The following is an 18131-nucleotide window of genomic DNA, read 5'->3' on the forward strand; positions in this document are numbered from 1 at the left end:
TGTATAAAAGCATAAAAATGTTCCACGTGAAACATGTCGGGGAGACATAATTGTTTCACGTGGAACATTGCATCAAGCGTATTCAAATGCTAGAGGGTAATAGATTGCGAACCCGGTTTATTGCCCGGTTTAACTAATGGCGTTTTCAGAGGCACACCTGCCTTGCGAGGATAAATCGTTGGCGTAGCACTCATTTTCGTGATGATGACGAGATGTCGGTCCGCTCCATCGGAAGGGAGTTTCATCTGATCGACTCGAACGAGCTTTCCGTTCAACTTGTCGATACTATACTTGCTCTCCGTAATCTCCTCGGACAGGTCTGTTCCCTTCATCGCGACGAATGTGCCGCCAACGCGAACGAACGGTAGACAAAATTCGTTCAACACCGCAAGTCTAGCGACCGCTCTTGCGGATACGACATCATATTGATCGCGATGCGCCTTCAATCTCGCAACATCCTCCGCTCGACCGTGCAACGCAGTCACAAGGCTAAGACCAAGCTGAGACGTTACCTCCTCAAGAAACTTAATCCGCTTAGCAAGAGAGTCGACGATCGTGACTTTCAAATGCGGGTATGCAATCGCGAGCGGGATAGATGGGAATCCCGCGCCTGAGCCAATATCCGCGAGTGACGATACTTCTTTGAAGCTGATCGCTTTCACTAAAGTGAGCGAATCATAAAAATGCTTCTCATAAACGGCTTCCCGTTCCGTTATGCCCGTTAAGTTCATTTTCTCGTTCCACTCGACAAGCAATTTATAATAAGTTTCAAACTGCTTAAGCTGATTCGCTGATAGGGTGATGCCGAGCGGAGCTAGCCGTTCCGCAAAAAGCTGTTGCGTCGTATCCATCGTCTACCCCCGCGCAGCCGCAGTGACGCGATTATAATGTTCCAGATGAACGAGCAAAATGGACAAGTCAGCAGGAGTAACTCCGGAAATTCGCGAAGCTTGGCCGATCGACAACGGGCGAACCTTCGTAAGCTTCTGCTTTGCTTCCATAGCCAGGCCATGAATGATGTCATAATCGATATTGTCGGGAATGCGCTTCTTCTCCATCTTCTCTAACCGTTCAACCTGCAGCAACTGCTTCTCGATATAACCTGTGTATTTCACTTGAATTTCGACTTGTTCTTTCATGTCGTCGGTCAAATCGACGGGCGAAGGCGCCAAAGCTTCTAGGTGGCCGTAGCTGATTTCTGGTCTTCTTAGCAACGTAATGCCGTCGGTCGTATTTTGTAAAGCAGCCGATCCGCATTCCGCAAGCATCGCTTGCACCGCTTCATCCGGACGGAACTTCGTTTCCTTCAACCTCACGATTTCCGCTTCAACGCGCGCTTTCTTATCGAGAAACTTCTCGTATCGCGCTTCGCCGATCAGTCCGATCTCATGACCGATTGGCGTCAAACGTAGATCCGCATTGTCATGGCGAAGCAGCAAGCGATATTCCGCTCTCGAGGTAAGCAGACGATAAGGCTCATTCGTGCCTTTCGTTACAAGATCGTCGATCATTACTCCGATGTACCCTTTAGAGCGATCAATGATAACCGGCGTTGCGCCTTGTACTTTGCGCGCAGCGTTAATACCCGCCATTACGCCTTGGCCAGCTGCTTCCTCATAACCCGATGTTCCATTAATTTGACCGGCTGTGAATAGACCTTCGACAAGCTTCGTTTCAAGCGATGGCCACAGTTGCGTAGGAACAACCGCATCGTATTCGATTGCATAGCCAGTACGCATCATTTCGACTTTTTCGAGACCGGGAATCGACCTCAGAATGTTAAGCTGTACGTCCTCCGGCATACTCGTAGACAAACCTTGCACGTAATATTCCTTCGTATTGCGCCCTTCCGGCTCTAGGAAAATTTGATGCTTCGGCTTATCGGCGAATCGCACGATTTTATCTTCGATTGATGGACAATAACGCGGACCCGTTCCTTCGATAACTCCGGTGAACATCGGCGCGCGGTGTAGGTTGTCATTGATGATTTTATGCGTTTCTTCTGAAGTATAAGTAAGCCAACAAGGAAGCTGCGTCTCCGAGTGCGCCTCATACTCCGTCTCGTAGGAGAAGTACTTTGGTTTGGAATCGCCCGGTTGAATTTCCGTCTTGCTAAAATCAATCGTATCCTCATGCACCCGTGGCGGAGTTCCCGTCTTGAAGCGAGCCAGTTGGAATCCATTTTGCTTAAGCGATTCTGAAAGCTTGATAGACGGTTGTTGATTGTTAGGACCGCTTTCGTACATCAATTCGCCAAGAATAACTTTTCCGCGAAGATAAGTGCCCGTCGTAATGACTACCGATTTCGCACCGTATTCCGCACCTGTCTTCGTAACGATGCCTTTACAAACGCCGTCCTCAACGATCAGCTCTTCCGCCATCCCTTGGCGAAGCGTCAATTTCTCTTGCTTTTCGATCGTTTCCTTCATCGTATGCTGATACAGGAATTTATCCGCTTGCGCGCGAAGCGCGTGCACGGCAGGACCTTTGCCCGTATTGAGCATTCTCATTTGGATGAACGTCTTGTCAATGTTACGTCCCATCTCGCCGCCAAGCGCGTCGATCTCCCGAACGACGTGTCCCTTAGCGGGACCCCCAACCGACGGATTACATGGCATGAACGCAACCATATCCAAGTTGATAGTGAGCAACAGCGTTTCGCAACCCATACGTGCTGCGGCTAGCGCAGCTTCACATCCCGCATGACCAGCACCTATTACAATTACGTCATAATCACCTGCACGATATCCCATTCGATAACCCTCCTTACATCTTCATTATTATTTGCCCAGACAGAACTGGGAGAATATTTGATCAAGTAACGAGTCGCCGGCGGCATCGCCCAAAATCCCGCCAAGCGATTCCCACGAGGACGAGATGTCGATCTGAATAAGATCGATCGGCACACCTTCATACGTAGCGGCGATAGCATCTTCAAGCGATTGCCTCGTCTGATGCAACAACGCGATATGCCTTGCATTGCTTACGTATGTCAAATCGCCCGACTCAACCTCGCCGCTGAAAAATAACCGGGATACAGCTTCCTCAAGCACTTCGATTCCGCTGCCTTCCCGCGCCGACAGATGGACGATCCGCTCTTTCGCGTAATCGGCTTCCACTTCGGCTAGCTCCAGCTTTCCTGTCAGATCGATCTTATTCACCACCACGATCGTCGGCCGATCCTTAAGCTGCTTCAGCAGTTTACGTTCGTCATCGTGCAACGGCTCATGATTGTTCAGTACCAATAAAATAAGGTCCGCTTCTTCTAGTGCGCCTTTGGATCTTTCGACCCCGATTCGCTCTACGAGATCACTCGTCTCGCGAATGCCGGCCGTGTCGAGTAATCTTAGCGGAATACCCGATAACGACACCGATTCCTCTACGATATCGCGAGTCGTGCCGGGAATATCCGTTACAATCGCTTTATTATCGCGGGCTAACGCGTTAAGCAACGAAGACTTTCCGGCATTAGGACGGCCGACGATAACCGTTACGATGCCTTCTCTTAATATTTTGCCTTCATCCGCTCTTTTTAGCAGTCCGCCCACTTGCTCCAGCAACTTGCCGCATGTGCTGCGAATGACGCTAGCCGTAACTTCTTCAACATCATGCTCCGGATAATCGATATTAACCTCTACATGCGCAATCAGCTCGATCAGCTCCTGCCTCATCGGCACGATCAGCTTCGATAACGCGCCGCCGGCTTGTTTCTGAGCTACTTGGAACGCGCGGTCGGATTTAGAACGAATAAGATCGATTACCGCCTCGGCTTGCGCTAGATCGATACGGCCATTCAAGAATGCTCGCTTCGTGAATTCACCCGGTTCCGCCATCCTCGCTCCGCTGCGGAGAATTAATTCAAGCACCGACTTCACGGCAACGATGCCGCCATGCGTGCTTACCTCCACCACATCTTCGGCCGTAAAAGAACGCGGCCCGCGCATAACTGTAACCAGCACTTCATCCAACATCGCGCCGCTTCGCGGATCCACGATCCATCCGTACTGTACCGTATGCGTTGGCGCACCATTCAAATCGGTTTTCGACTTGAACACCTTCGCGACGGTGTCCACCGCCTCCGGTCCGCTCACGCGTACAACCGCAATACTGCCTTCACCAAGCGCCGTAGCTATCGCGGCGATCGTATCATCTACCATCATAATCCCTCATTCATTGCTTCTCATCAAACAAACTTTAATCTATCTAAATCGACAAAAACGCAATGACCTCCCGGATTTGCGGAAGCCATTGCGATGCATGCGTATTCGTTCAGTTACTTCGGCGCTATAACGATTCGCCTGTTAGGTTCGTCGCCTTGGCTGTATGTCTTCACTTCGGGATTCGTCTGCAGCCAAGCATGGATGATTTTACGTTCTTGAGACGTCATCGGCTCAAGCATAACTTCTTTCCGCGAACGAATGACTCGCGTAGCCATACGATCCGAGAGCGCCTCCAGCGTTTGCCGGCGACGTTCGCGGAACTGCTCAGCATCAAGCACGATACGAAGATGGCGGGTAGAGTGGCGGTTAGCCACGATGTTCGCCAGGTATTGCAGAGAATCCAAAGTCTGTCCCCGTCTGCCGATTAGAATACCGAGATCGGAGCCTGTGAGGTTTATTCTCACGGCCTCGCTCTCATCTATCCGCTGGGCGGAGACGGTTAGTTCCATCGCTGCCGCGACTTCGCGAAGAAAAACGATTGCTTCTTCGATTCCGTCCGGCTGTAATGTAAGCTCTACTTTCGCATCTCTGGCTCCGATGAGCCCGAACAACCCTTTGCTAGGCTGTTCCAATACCGTGACGCTCACCCGGTCTTTATCAACGCCCAACTGGGCAAGACCGTTCTGAATAGCTTCTTCTACCGATTTGCCTGATGCCAGCAGCTTTTTCATTTGGCACGGGCTCCTTTACCTTTTGGTTTCGGAGAATTATTATTCGACTTCTTCGAAGGCGTAGGCGTAACGTCGATCACTGGATCGGTTTTCGGGTTACGCTTGTACATGAAGTAGTTCTGCGTGATCGTGTAAATGTTGCTGTAAATCCAGTACAGCGGAAGCGCAACCGGGAAATTGATCGCCATTACGAAGATCAATACCGGGAAAATGTAGATAATTCCCTTCATCGGGCCGGCTATCGTTTGCTGCGAGGACATCATTTTCGATTGAATGAATGTCGTCGTTGCGGCAATGATCGGTACGATGAAATAGTACCAATGGCCATCATTAGGCGAGAGACCCAATTTCATACCAAGGAAGGTATGTTCTCTAATTTCAATGTTTTTGTTAATCGAGGTATATAGCGCGATGAAGATCGGCATTTGAACAAGGAGAGGCAAGCATCCGGCAAGCGGATTGACTTGGTGCGTCTGATATAACTTCATCATCTCTTCTTGCTGCTTCTTCGGATCTTCCTTGTACTTCTCGCGAACTTTCTTCATCTCAGGCTGAAGCGCCTGCATCGCTTTTGTATTCTTATACTGCTTGATCATAAGCGGTAAAATAATGGTCCGCACGATGATCGTTAAGAGGAGAATGGAAATCCCATAATTTCCTCCGAACCAATCGGCGAACGTATCAAGCATCTTGGAGAAGTAATAAACAACGTTCTTTGTCCACCAAGAGCCGCTATTGGCCATCTGATCGGTTGTTATTGCTGTTGTCGATGATGAACATCCAGACAACAAAGTCATCAGCATTAAAGCTCCGCCGATAACCCACCATTTGCGATTTCGCAACAAGCTTAAAACTCCCTTCTTCTCACCCAGCATGCCGTATTAGTCGTACACTACATTTCCTGTTAAATGCAGGATTCTACATGTACACTATACCATAAGAAGAAAGACAAAAGAAAGCGCCGGCTCGTCCTCCCTCTTCTTCGGGATAGAACGACTAATACCGCGCTTTCATCTATTTGCCTTGCTTATTCGGACGCGGCGAACCGGGCCTTCTATTCGGCTGCGATCCCCGCGAATTATTATTCTCGGGCGGCTTTGAACCGATCAGCAACCCCGCTTTGCGAAGCACGTGCAGAATGCTTCCTTCCATCTCTTTATAAGGAAGAGACAGTGCAGGCTTCCGAACAATGAGGATTAGATCCATATCATTCAACAATTTTCCCGCGTTTAACCGCACGATTTCCTTCACCATTCGACGCAACCTATTACGAACGACCGAGCCCCCCAGCTTACTGCTGGCGGATACCCCCATGCGGAAAGTCCCTTTCTCTCCCCGCTTGCGCCAATAGACGACGAATTGCGAGTTTGCGAACGAGCGGCCGTATCGATAGACGACATTGAAATCTTCTCTTTTTCGAAGGCGCAGCTTCCTATGCATCTCTCACCGCTCCATCTAACCGGTAATAAAGAAAAAAGACCACGCGAGTGGTCTTTGCGATTATGCCGTCAGTACTTTACGACCTTTTGTGCGACGAGCTTTAAGAACTTTACGACCGTTCTTGGAGCTCATGCGGCTACGGAAACCGTGAACCTTTTTCCGCTTGCTAACATTCGGTTTAAATGTCGGTCCCATGATTTCAACCCCCTTACTTGCAAACTCACGTTTTTATATTAAACCACGAATGGGCTCAAAAGTCAAACCAAACGTATCATTCCAAGTTTTCACTTATGCACATGTGTATAAAATGAAAGCAGATTTTCGACAATAGTTGGAGTTTGTCGAAGTCCCGCACATCTTATTCACAATATGTAGTGCTGTGCACAGAAATCGTCCACAAGTGATTGAATTTGTGGATAACAGGGGGAATTTCGTTGAATTTAGAGGGTTTGTCTGCTATGATTAGTCATGACTTTTCCAGTGGATTTCTTCCTTCCAACCTCGATTTATTAACAGCCTGTGCATAACATTGTGAACAAACCCCGTTTTATCTGGACATCCTATTAAAGAATTCAGTGATTACTGTGGATAACTGCTCAGAACGTCGAGCATTCGACTTTCCACTCTCTTCACTTGTCCTCGGAATGGGTTAAAGGAGTGAAATTCGCGTGGACAACCGCAACAACGAGATCTGGCAGCAGGTGTTGTCGGTCATCCAAACCAAGCTCAGCAAGCCAAGCTTCGACACCTGGTTCAAATCAACGAAAGCCAATTTCATTGGGGATAACGCCGTTATCGTAACCGCGCCGACGACTTTCGCCGTGGAATGGCTTGAGAATCGATATACGAAGCTGGTTTCTTCAACACTGTCCGAATATATCGGAAGACCTGTGGATATTAAATTCGCGATCGAAGAAGCGCGTAACGTGGAACCGCCGGCTCCGTTCCCGCAAGCGCCTCACGTTCGCCAACCGCAGACCGAAGAAACCAATATGCATATGCTGAATCCCAAATACACCTTCGACACTTTCGTCATCGGTGCGGGTAACCGGTTTGCACATGCTGCGTCGCTTGCCGTAGCCGAAGCGCCAGCCAAAGCTTATAATCCGTTCTTCCTATATGGAGGCGTCGGATTAGGTAAAACCCATCTTATGCATGCGATTGGTCACTATATATTGGAACATAATCCTCATATGAAGGTGTTATACTTATCTTCCGAGAAATTCACGAATGAATTTATCAATTCGATCCGAGACCATAACGGCGAAAGCTTCCGGAATAAGTATCGCAACATCGACGTGCTGCTTATCGATGATATTCAGTTTCTAGCCGGCAAAGAAGGCACGCAAGAAGAGTTCTTCCATACTTTCAACGCCTTGCATGAAGAGAATAAGCAAATCATCATCTCAAGCGACCGTCCGCCGAAGGAAATTCCGACGCTCGAAGAACGGCTTCGATCGCGGTTCGAATGGGGACTCATAACCGATATTCAGCCGCCGGATCTGGAAACCCGGATCGCCATCCTTCGCAAGAAGGCGAAAGCGGAAAACCTCGATATCCCTAACGAAGCAATGATGTATATCGCCAATATGATCGATACCAATATTCGCGAGCTTGAAGGCGCACTTATCCGTATTGTTGCCTACTCTTCGCTTACCAATCAGGATATTTCGTCGCATCTGGCGGCCGAAGCGCTTAAGGATATTTTGCCGACAGGGCGCACGCGACTCATCACGATGCAAGATATTCAGCAGCGGGTCGGAGAGTATTACGGACTTAAACTCGAGGATTTCAAAGCGCGCAAACGTACGAAAGCCGTCGCGTACCCAAGGCAAATCGCCATGTACTTGTCCAGGGAGCTGACGGACTACTCGTTGCCTAAGATCGGGGAAGCTTTCGGAGGAAGAGACCATACGACCGTTATTCATGCGCACGAGAAGATCTCGCAGCAATTGAAGGTCGACCAAGATCTCTACAAAATTATCAACAGTTTGACGGAAAAGATCAAAAATTTAACCTAAAACTACGAAGCGCCTATGCACAAAGCATACACATGTGGATAGGCGTTATTTTCGAGCTTTTTCGAGGTTATCCACATATTCAGGCCCCCTACTACGACTTTAATAATTAAACATGCTACAATAAGACAAGCATACGCGGCATTCGCCTTCCTTTTAGGGATAGAAATTAACGAGGTGACCCCATGAAATTGACGATATTACGCGGCGAATTGAACGAAGCAATTCAACACGTATCGAAAGCTGTAGCATCGCGGACAACGATCCCTATTCTAAGCGGCATTAAGCTAGATGCGGGATACAATGGCGTTACGCTGACGGCAAGCGATACCGACATTTCAATTCAAAGCTTTATCCCGCTCGAAACCCAGGACAAAACGATCGTAACCGTCGAAAAAACGGGCAGCGTCGTATTGCCGGCTAAATTTTTCGTCGAGATCGTTAAGAAACTTCCCAACGAGGAAGTTCATATCGAAGTCGGGGAGCGATTCCAGACGTTGATCCGTTCCGGAGCGACCGAAATTCAGCTAGTGGGACTAGATCCGGAAGAGTTTCCGATTTTGCCGTCGATTCAAGAGGATCAGGTCGTATCGATTCCAGGCGATTTATTGCGGGATATGATCCGGCAGACGGTATTCGCGGTTACGACTAATGAATCGACACCGATTCTGACCGGCGTGTTATGGTACCTACAGGACGGCAATTACAAATTCGTTGCGACCGACCGCCATCGGTTGGCAAGTCGCACGGCTAACGTCAACACGCAAGACGTACGGTTCTCCAACATCGTCATTTCAGGAAAGACGCTTAACGAATTAGCGAAAATCGTACCCGACCAGAACGTTAATGTGGACATCGTCGTCGCGGACAACCAAGTGTTGTTCAAGCTCGGCAACGTATTGTTCTATTCGCGCATGCTGGACGGGACTTATCCCGATACTTCCAAGATTATTCCGCAAACGTTCAAAACAGAACTGATTTTGAATACGAAGCAGCTAAGCGAAGCGATCGACCGCGCTTATTTGCTGTCCCGCGAAGAGAAGACAAACATCGTTCGCCTGTCGACGACGGATAACGGCGGTATCGAAATTTCTTCAAGCTCTTCCGAGCTAGGAAAAGTAACCGAGCAGTTGGAAGTGACCGAATTGCGCGGAGATCCGCTCAAGATCGCATTCAACTCCAAATATATGATCGACGTACTTAAAGTACTCGACTCCGAGGAACTGTTCATCGGATTTACCGGCGCCATGAGCCCGATTATCATTAAGCCTCGCGATCACGAGAATAGCTTGTTCCTCATCCTTCCTTATCGCACAACGAACTAAGGGGTGAGAATGATGAAACAGATCGGAATATCCACCGAATACATTACGCTCGGTCAGTTCCTTAAACTGGCGGATTGCATCAGTACGGGCGGCGAGGCGAAGTTTTTCCTGCAAGAGGCGAAAGTGCTCATTAACGGAGAACCGGACAATCGCAGAGGGCGCAAGCTTATCGTCGGCGATCAGATCGAAGTAGAAGGCTGCGGCACGTTCACCGTAAGCACCCGGTAACTGGGAAGGGGAACCTCATGCAGTTAAAGAGCTTGGAGCTTCACGGCTACCGGAATTACGATACGCTGAAGCTGGCCACTGAAGCCGGAGTTAACATTTTCATCGGTCCTAACGCGCAAGGAAAGACGAACCTGATCGAAGCCATTCACGTATTGTCGCTTACGAAGTCCCATCGGACTTCCAAGGACAAGGAGCTGATCGGATGGAATCAATCAACGGCCATCATCCGAGCGGAGATGGAAAAACGCCACGGCGACGTTCGGCTTGAGCTGCAGGTGTCGGCACAAGGGAAGAAAGCGAAGATTAACGGTCTTGAGCAACGAAAGCTCAGCGGATTCGTAGGAACGCTGAACGTCGTGTTGTTCGCGCCGGAGGATTTGGATATCGTCAAAGGAGCACCGGGCGTGCGCCGCCGATTCATGGACATGGAAATCGGCCAGGTGCATCCCGGTTATTTGTACGACATGCAGCAATATCAGAAAATATTGCAGCAACGAAACAACTACTTGAAGATGACCGACAGCCGGAAAGCATCGCCGGAAATGCTCGAAGTGTGGAATGAGCAGCTAGCAACCTACGGTGTTAAAATGATGCAAAAAAGGAAAAACTTTATTGTAAATCTACAAAAATGGGCCGAGAAAATTCATGCCGGAATTACGGGCGGGTTGGAACATCTGACCGTAGAATATAAGCCCTCTTTTGGAGAGTCGGTTGGGATTGATAGCCAAGTTGATCCTTCTTTATTCCAACAATTTATGTTAAAGTTAACACAAGGCAAGGAACAAGAATTTAGGCGGGGATTGACGTTAACCGGTCCACATCGGGACGATCTGACGTTCGCCATTAACGGCAAAGACGTTCAATCGTTCGGATCCCAGGGACAGCAGCGCACGGCTGCGTTATCGCTAAAACTAGCGGAGCTCGAGCTCATGCACGAGGAGCTGGGGGAGTATCCGCTCTTGTTGCTTGATGACGTGTTATCCGAACTGGATCAAACGCGACAGACGCAGTTGATCGAGACGTTCCAAAGCAAAGTACAAACTTTTATAACGACGACTGGGCTCGAGAGCGTCAACATGAGTCGGTTGAAGGATGCATCCGTTTTTCACGTGAGAAACGGACAATTGCTGCGGTAATGCCAAGGAGAGATTCGCATGTACATTCATTTGGGCGGAGAGAAGATCATTCGAACGTCGCAGGTCGTTGCGATCTTTGATATTTCCATCGAGCAGTCCTCCAAGCTATCGCGGCAGTTCGTTGCCCAGGCTCAGAAGAACAAGGAAGTAGAGACGATCGGCGAAGAAGATCCGAAATCGATCGTCGTTACTCAGGGCAAGGTGTATTATTCGCCGATTTCAACGTCCACGCTCAAGAAGAGAGCGCATTATTTGGATAGTTAGTCATTCAACAGCATCGGCAACGTAAAGAAGGCGGTGGAAGGTTTGTCCGTGAATTCGCAGCACAATACGTATGACGAGAGTCAGATCCAAGTTCTTGAAGGTTTAGAAGCGGTACGCAAACGTCCGGGGATGTACATCGGCTCTACGAGCGGCAAAGGCCTGCATCATCTCGTTTGGGAAGTCGTAGACAATAGTATCGACGAAGCGCTCGCCGGATATTGTACGCGAATCGATGTGTTCGTACATGAGGATAACAGCATTACCGTAATCGATAATGGCCGGGGAATTCCGGTCGGTTTGAATTCGAAGCTTCAGAAGTCGACGCTTGAAGTCGTACTGACCGTGCTTCACGCGGGCGGTAAATTCGGCGGCGAAGGTTATAAAGTATCCGGCGGTTTGCACGGGGTAGGCGTATCCGTCGTGAATGCGCTGTCCGAGCTCGTCGTCGTAACGGTCAAGCGAGACGGTCATATTCATCAGCAGGAGTATCGTCGCGGAACGCCGCAGTATGACGTGAAGGTGATCGGCGATACGGAAGAGACCGGCACGCAGACCCGGTTCAAGCCGGATCCGGAGATTTTCACCGAGACGACCGTTTTTGATTACGATACGCTCGTCGGCCGCATCCGCGAGCTGGCGTTCCTCAATAAAGGCATCGAGATCAACTTGACCGACGAAAGAACGGGCATGAGCGATTCGTTCAAATACGACGGCGGCATCATCGAGTTCGTCCAGTATTTGAACCGCAATCGCGAGGCGCTCAACGAGACGCCGATCTATGTAGAAGGCTCCAGAGATCAGATCCATTGCGAGATCGCGATGCAGTACAACGACAGCTATTCGGAGAACTTGTACTCCTTCGCGAACAACATCAATACGCATGAAGGCGGTACGCACGAGTCCGGCTTTAAGAGCGCGTTGACGCGGATCATTAACGATTACGCGCGCAAGATGGGCTTCGTGAAAGAGAGCGAGTCGAATCTCTCCGGGGATGACGTAAGGGAAGGATTGACGGCGATTATTTCCGTGAAAATTCCCGAGCCGCAGTTCGAAGGACAGACGAAGACGAAGCTTGGCAATAGCGAGGTTCGCGGAATCGTGGAATCTCTCTTCAGCGAGAAGTTGCTGCAGTTCATGGACGAGAATCCTACGGTTGCTCGCAAGGTGATGGAGAAGTCGCTTCAAGCTGCTAGAGCGCGCGAGGCCGCGCGCAAAGCACGCGAACTTACGCGTCGTAAGAGCGCGCTAGAAGTAAGCTCTCTGCCGGGTAAGCTGGCGGACTGCTCTTCGAAGGACGCATCGATCTCCGAGATTTACATCGTCGAAGGCGACTCCGCGGGCGGATCCGCTAAGCAAGGACGCGACCGTCACTTCCAAGCCATCTTGCCGCTTCGGGGTAAAATTCTGAACGTAGAGAAATCCCGCTTAGACAAGATTTTGTCCAACTTGGAAATTCGCGCGATCATTACGGCGCTTGGCACGGGCATTAGCGACGACTTCGATATCGCCAAAGCGCGTTATCATAAGATCGTCATCATGACCGATGCCGACGTCGACGGCGCGCACATTCGGACATTGCTGCTAACGTTCTTCTATCGCTATATGCGCCAGCTTATCGAAGAAGGATATGTATATATCGCGCAGCCGCCGCTCTTCAAGATCGAACGCAACAAAGTCGTTCGTTATGCGATGAACGAAAGACAGCGCGACGCGATCATTGCGGAGTTCGGCGAAGGCGCCAAGCTGAACATCCAACGTTACAAAGGATTGGGCGAGATGAACGCATCGCAGCTGTGGGAGACGACGATGGATCCTAGCAGCCGTACGATGCTTCAAGTGAAAATCGACGATGCCATTAAAGCGGATATGATGTTCGATACGTTGATGGGCGATCAAGTCGAGCCGCGGCGGGAATTCATTCAGCAGTACGCGAAGTTCGTTAAGAACTTGGACGTTTAAGCTTCGTTCATACCGTATACAAAGAAAGGGGTATCTCTTGTAGGAGATACCCCTTGCAATTAAGCTCTGTGTTTGCGTTTACGCGCGGCGTATCGCCCGTAAGCAACCGCGTAAGCATACATGCGGCGAAAGACCGACCGCTTAGGCAACTTGAGAAACAAGTAGACGTCCGGAAGCGTATTAACTTCAAGGATCCAAGGTTTAAACTTATCGTCCAAAGCAACGTCGACGCCGATTTCTTTAATACGGGGAAACTTGCGTTCGAGCGCGCCGGCGACCTTAACGCCGTGCTCGCGAAGCTTTTCCATCAAGTCTTGGACCTGTTCGGAGTCTAGCGAGGGCGATAGCAAGCTTTCGACGGGAAGCGGAGTTCCGCCGCTATGGTAGTTAGTTACGATTTTGCGCGGATGGGATAGCCGTCCGATCATACCAGTCGTCTCCCATCGGTTGGCCGGATTTTTCTGGACCATAACCCGTAGATCGAACCGACGCTTCTTGTAGGTGAGAAGATGGATCCCCTGTTGGGATAAATAAGCTCTGTCTCGCTTAACGGATACCAGCTTAGAATACATACGTTCAAAGGAATCAAATCGATATTTGCTTTCTCCGGATTGGAAGAAGTACGGTTCTTCTTCGCCTGCGCGATACTCGACGCGGATGACGCCTTTGCCGTAAGTACCTTTGACCGGCTTCACGTAAATCATTCCGTATTTAACGAGCATTTCTCGAACGGTCTGCTCATTGAAGCTACGCGTATCGGGAACGAACTCTTGCAGATAGGGATCGGCAAGAAGGGCGTCCGTCTTTGCTTTTTTACTATGGACGCGCTGGATCGACATGTGTGTGCATCCAACCTTTCCCTTCGGCATTATGGTATAATGGAGTTATTAATAATCTATGACGAAACACGCTTAGCGGTGTGCATCTATAACGCATGCATGACGGTATCAGTCGCATGGACTAAGGAGGATCTATCTTCATGTCGGAAGAACAACGCTCTCACATTATCGATCGGGATATCGGGGTCGAGATGCGGGAATCGTTCATGGATTACGCGATGAGTATTATCGTCAGCCGGGCACTGCCAGACGTACGCGATGGTCTCAAACCGGTTCATAGACGAATTTTATTCGCCATGTCCGAGCTAGGTATGGCACCGGACAAGCCATATAAGAAATCGGCGAGAATCGTCGGCGAAGTTATCGGTAAGTATCATCCGCACGGTGACTCCTCGATTTACGAGGCGATGGTACGGATGGCGCAAGACTTCTCGCTACGCTACATGCTCGTCGACGGCCACGGTAACTTCGGTTCCATTGACGGCGATATGGCGGCGGCGATGCGGTATACGGAAGCAAGGCTTTCGAAGATCGCGATGGAAATGCTGCGCGACATTAACAAAGAAACGATCGACTACCGGCCGAACTACGATGGCGAAGAGCATGAGCCCGTCGTATTGCCGGCGCGTTATCCGAACCTTCTCGTTAACGGCAATACGGGTATTGCCGTCGGGATGGCTACGAATATTCCGCCGCACAATCTTCGTGAAGTAATCGATGGCACGCAGGCGCTCCTTCGGAATCCGGAGTTGAATTCGCATGACTTGATGGAATTCATCAAAGGTCCCGACTTCCCGACGGCTGGTTATATTCTTGGTACAGTCGGTATTCGCCAAGCGTATGCCACGGGTCGCGGCTCCGTTACGATGCGGGCGAAAGCTGAGATTGAAGAAGTGAACGGCAAAGCGCGCATTATCGTGCATGAGCTTCCTTACCAGGTCATTAAGGCTAGACTGGTAGAGAAAATCGCCGAGCTCGTTCGCGAGAAGAAGATTGACGGCATTACCGATCTACGCGATGAATCGGACCGCAACGGAATGCGTGTCGTAATTGAATTGCGCCGCGACGTTACGCCGACGGTCGTTTTGAATAACTTGTACAAGCAAACGCAGATGCAATCGACCTTCGGGATCAATATGCTCGCGCTCGTCAATAACGAGCCGAAAGTATTGAATCTTCGCGATATGCTGCATTACTATATTTTGCACCAAGTAGAAGTTATCCGCCGGCGGACTGAATTTGATCTGAAGAAAGCGGAAGCGCGCGCACACATCCTCGAAGGCTTGCGCATCGCGCTCGATCACCTCGATGAAGTTATCGCGCTGATCCGCGCATCTCGGACGACGGACGAAGCTCGCGAAGGCTTGATGACGCGATTCGGACTTTCCCAAGATCAAGCCCAAGCGATTCTCGATATGCGCCTGCAACGTTTGACCGGTCTCGAACGCGAGAAGATCGAACAAGAGTATAACGAGCTGATGGTCAAAATCGCCGAATATAAAGCAATTCTCGCGGATGAAACGCTCGTACGCGACATTATCCATACCGAGCTTGAAGAGATCAAGCAACGTTTCGGAGACGAGCGCCGCACGGAAATTACGATTAGCGACGACGAGATTCTGGACGAAGACTTGATTCCGCGCGACGACGTCGTTATTACGATGTCTCATACGGGATACATCAAGCGTCTTCCGGTATCGACCTACCGCAGTCAGAAGCGGGGCGGGCGCGGCATTATGGGGATGGGTACGAAGGATGACGATTTCGTAGAAAATCTGTTCATCTCCAACACCCACCACTTCCTGTTGTTCTTTACGAACAAAGGACGCGTCTTCCGGCTTAAAGCCTATGAGATTCCAGATCTGAGCAGAACCGCTCGCGGTACGCCGATCATTAACCTCATTCAGATCGAACAGGGCGAGACGATTAACGCGGTTATACCGGTGGAAGCGTTCGAACCGAATAAGTTCCTATTCTTCGCGACACGTAACGGTATCGTGAAGAAGACGCCGCTCGACGATTACTCGAATATCCGTAAAGTCGGTTTGATCGCGATTTCCTTACGTGAAGACGACGATCTGATCGGCGTGAAGCTGACGGATGGCGCGCGAGAAATCATCATGGGCACGAGCCAAGGCATGTCGATTCGCTTCTCCGAAGAAGACGTTAGAGCGATGGGACGTTCCGCTACCGGCGTCAAGGGCATTCAGCTTGACGATGACGATAAAGTCATCGACATGGATGTCGTTAATCCGGAGCAAGAAGTTCTGATCGTAACGGCGAAAGGCTACGGCAAACGTACGCCAATGACCGAATATCGCTCGCAGACGCGCGGCGGTAAAGGGATTAAGACGCTCAACGTTACGGATAAGAATGGTGTCATCGTCGGTCTCAAAGTCGTAAATAACGACGAAGATTTGATGATCATGACGACGTCCGGCACGTTGATTCGTACTAGCATGTCGGGTATCAATACGATGGGACGTATTACGCAAGGCGTTAAATTGATCAATATCCGAGACGAAGATTCCGTAGCTACGGTTGCCAGAGCGCCTCGCAGCGAAGATAACGATTCGGATGAGACGGAAGGCGAAGGTGAAGGCGAGCAGACCGAAAGCTAAGTCTGCTCTGCCAGCTACCGCTCCCAGGGGAGGGATGCAGCATGCCTATAGTACAAACTTCGCAAGTGCAATCGGGTGATCGGCTTGCCGGCGATGTTCAAACCGCATTGGGAAGCGTATTGATGGAGAAAGGTCGCTCTCTATCGGAACGAGACCTTGAAATTCTTCAAGCGTTCCTCATTCAGTCGATCGATATTAGAAGATCAGGGTTTGACGATGCGGATGCGGATATCGAATCGGACGAAGTAGCGGTTACGCAAGAAGTGAAGCTATCTTCGCTTCAGCAGCAATTTCTTGAAATGGAGAGACTGCTGAAGAGGACGATGTCGATGGTCGCTTCCGGACAGAAGATCCCGGTACTCGATTTACGCAATGGGCTGAACGCGTTATTGGAATACAAGGACGAATATAACGTGTTGACGTTTTTGCTCCCTCCGTTCGAAGGCGCGGGAGATATCATGGTGCGCAATAGCGTACTGTGTGCATTAACGTCCTATCATCTGGCTAGGTGGAGCAAGTTCCCCGAAAAGGATCTGCTGCAGATCGCGATGGCGGGACTGTTGCACGATATCGGTAACGTTAAAGTCGATGAAGCGATTCTTCGTAAGCCGTCAAAGCTATCGAATGAAGAGGTTCAGGAGATGCGGCAGCATACGATATACGGTTTCAGGTTACTTGAGAACGTATCCGGGCTTAACCAAGGCGTATGGTTATCCGTGCTTCAGCATCATGAGCGAATCGATGGCAGCGGTTATCCGATGAAGGTTAAGGGCGAGAAAATTCATCCGTATGCTAAAATCGTAATGATCGCCGACATGTACCATGCAATGACTTCTAATAGACACTACCGTAAAGCGGAATCCCCTTATCTAGTGTTAGAGGAGCTCTACTCCGGATCATTCGGCAAGCTTGAGCCTATGTATGTGCAGACATTCATTGAAAGAGCGACGCAGTTCCATAACGGCGTCATGATTCGACTCAACGATGGCCGCATAGCCGAGATCGTGTTTACAGATCGCAACAATCCGACGCGACCGATGGTGTCGGTTAATGGCCAGATCATTAACCTAGCTCAGCAACGTCAATTGTTCATCTGCGAAGTATTCGCTACGAATTAGGCATTGACCTATAGAAGACCGGAGGGGCTTTTGGAGCCATATCTCCGGTCTTTTTTTACAGGTACGTAAGGGTTGCAAACTTTTTCAAGAATTATGCTTGCAATCATTCGCCCATCGTGATATATTATTTGAGTCGCCGTTAACGCGGACGACAACGAGAAACAAAAGAAACTTGCACTTTGAAAACTGAACATCGAGCGTAATTTACGGTAATAAATCGTCTGAGACGAACTTCGGTTCGAGGAAGACAAACCAGCAATACAGATTGAGCCGAAAGGCTTTTCATTAAAAG

At 49.7% G+C, this 18131-nt stretch carries 16 protein-coding genes; 8 read left to right on the top strand and 8 right to left on the bottom strand.

The features are described from left to right. Window positions 1-89: 89 nt before the first annotated feature. The 7 genes from rsmG to rpmH form a co-directional block, all read right to left on the bottom strand. Window positions 90-851, bottom strand: a complete 762-nt coding sequence (gene rsmG, locus ACFPQ4_RS09015) for a 16S rRNA (guanine(527)-N(7))-methyltransferase RsmG (protein ID WP_378111474.1) — start codon at window positions 849-851, stop codon at window positions 90-92. A gap of 3 nt (window positions 852-854) precedes the next feature. Next, entirely contained in the window at window positions 855-2753 is a 1899-nt protein-coding gene (mnmG, locus tag ACFPQ4_RS09020; RefSeq protein ID WP_378111475.1) for a tRNA uridine-5-carboxymethylaminomethyl(34) synthesis enzyme MnmG, read from the bottom strand. 27 nt (window positions 2754-2780) lie between these two features. Continuing rightward, entirely contained in the window at window positions 2781-4157 is a 1377-nt protein-coding gene (gene mnmE / locus ACFPQ4_RS09025; protein ID WP_378111496.1) for a tRNA uridine-5-carboxymethylaminomethyl(34) synthesis GTPase MnmE, read from the bottom strand. A 116-nt stretch (window positions 4158-4273) separates the two neighbouring features. Then, window positions 4274-4891: an RNA-binding cell elongation regulator Jag/EloR gene (gene jag / locus ACFPQ4_RS09030; RefSeq protein ID WP_378111476.1), complete on the bottom strand. Its 618-nt coding sequence runs from the start codon at window positions 4889-4891 to the stop codon at window positions 4274-4276. Continuing rightward, on the bottom strand, window positions 4888-5766 hold the full coding sequence (locus ACFPQ4_RS09035; protein WP_378111477.1) for a YidC/Oxa1 family membrane protein insertase: 879 nt from the start codon (window positions 5764-5766) through the stop codon (window positions 4888-4890). The genes jag and ACFPQ4_RS09035 overlap by 4 nt, the downstream gene beginning before the upstream one ends. A gap of 139 nt (window positions 5767-5905) precedes the next feature. Then, window positions 5906-6331, bottom strand: a complete 426-nt coding sequence (rnpA, locus tag ACFPQ4_RS09040; protein WP_378111478.1) for a ribonuclease P protein component — start codon at window positions 6329-6331, stop codon at window positions 5906-5908. Window positions 6332-6391: 60 nt separating this feature from the next. Beyond that, window positions 6392-6526 carry a 50S ribosomal protein L34 gene (rpmH, locus tag ACFPQ4_RS09045; protein WP_378111479.1) on the bottom strand — a complete coding sequence of 45 codons (135 nt, stop codon included), beginning with the start codon at window positions 6524-6526 and terminating at the stop codon, window positions 6392-6394. A gap of 473 nt (window positions 6527-6999) precedes the next feature. Here rpmH and dnaA point away from each other — a divergent pair, with 473 nt between their 5' ends. The 6 genes from dnaA to gyrB all read left to right on the top strand — a co-directional run bounded on the left by dnaA (window position 7000) and on the right by gyrB (window position 13261). After that, entirely contained in the window at window positions 7000-8352 is a 1353-nt protein-coding gene (gene dnaA / locus ACFPQ4_RS09050) for a chromosomal replication initiator protein DnaA (protein WP_378111480.1), read from the top strand. Between the two features lie 182 nt (window positions 8353-8534). Continuing rightward, entirely contained in the window at window positions 8535-9674 is a 1140-nt protein-coding gene (gene dnaN / locus ACFPQ4_RS09055) for a DNA polymerase III subunit beta (RefSeq protein WP_378111481.1), read from the top strand. Window positions 9675-9686: 12 nt separating this feature from the next. Then, entirely contained in the window at window positions 9687-9902 is a 216-nt protein-coding gene (gene yaaA, locus ACFPQ4_RS09060; RefSeq protein ID WP_378111497.1) for a S4 domain-containing protein YaaA, read from the top strand. Between the two features lie 17 nt (window positions 9903-9919). Further along, window positions 9920-11038, top strand: a complete 1119-nt coding sequence (gene recF / locus ACFPQ4_RS09065; protein ID WP_378111482.1) for a DNA replication/repair protein RecF — start codon at window positions 9920-9922, stop codon at window positions 11036-11038. 18 nt (window positions 11039-11056) lie between these two features. Beyond that, complete coding sequence (gene remB / locus ACFPQ4_RS09070; protein ID WP_378111483.1) at window positions 11057-11302, top strand: extracellular matrix regulator RemB; 246 nt, start codon at window positions 11057-11059, stop codon at window positions 11300-11302. A 42-nt stretch (window positions 11303-11344) separates the two neighbouring features. Next, window positions 11345-13261, top strand: coding sequence for a DNA topoisomerase (ATP-hydrolyzing) subunit B (gyrB, locus tag ACFPQ4_RS09075; RefSeq protein WP_378111484.1), 1917 nt, complete (start codon window positions 11345-11347; stop codon window positions 13259-13261). Window positions 13262-13320: 59 nt separating this feature from the next. On the opposite strand, the gene ACFPQ4_RS09080 is transcribed toward gyrB, so the two are convergent. Next, window positions 13321-14100 (bottom strand): YheC/YheD family protein, encoded by a 780-nt coding sequence (locus tag ACFPQ4_RS09080; RefSeq protein ID WP_378111486.1) that lies wholly within the window; start codon window positions 14098-14100, stop codon window positions 13321-13323. A 140-nt stretch (window positions 14101-14240) separates the two neighbouring features. On the opposite strand from ACFPQ4_RS09080, the gene gyrA reads away from it, so the two are divergent. Both gyrA and ACFPQ4_RS09090 read left to right on the top strand, forming a co-directional pair. After that, window positions 14241-16721: a DNA gyrase subunit A gene (gene gyrA / locus ACFPQ4_RS09085; protein ID WP_378111487.1), complete on the top strand. Its 2481-nt coding sequence runs from the start codon at window positions 14241-14243 to the stop codon at window positions 16719-16721. A gap of 41 nt (window positions 16722-16762) precedes the next feature. After that, window positions 16763-17839, top strand: coding sequence for an HD-GYP domain-containing protein (locus ACFPQ4_RS09090; RefSeq protein WP_378111489.1), 1077 nt, complete (start codon window positions 16763-16765; stop codon window positions 17837-17839). Window positions 17840-18131 lie beyond the last annotated feature (292 nt).

This window comes from Cohnella yongneupensis (assembly GCF_042655785.1).
Taxonomy (GTDB): domain Bacteria; phylum Bacillota; class Bacilli; order Paenibacillales; family Paenibacillaceae; genus Cohnella; species Cohnella yongneupensis.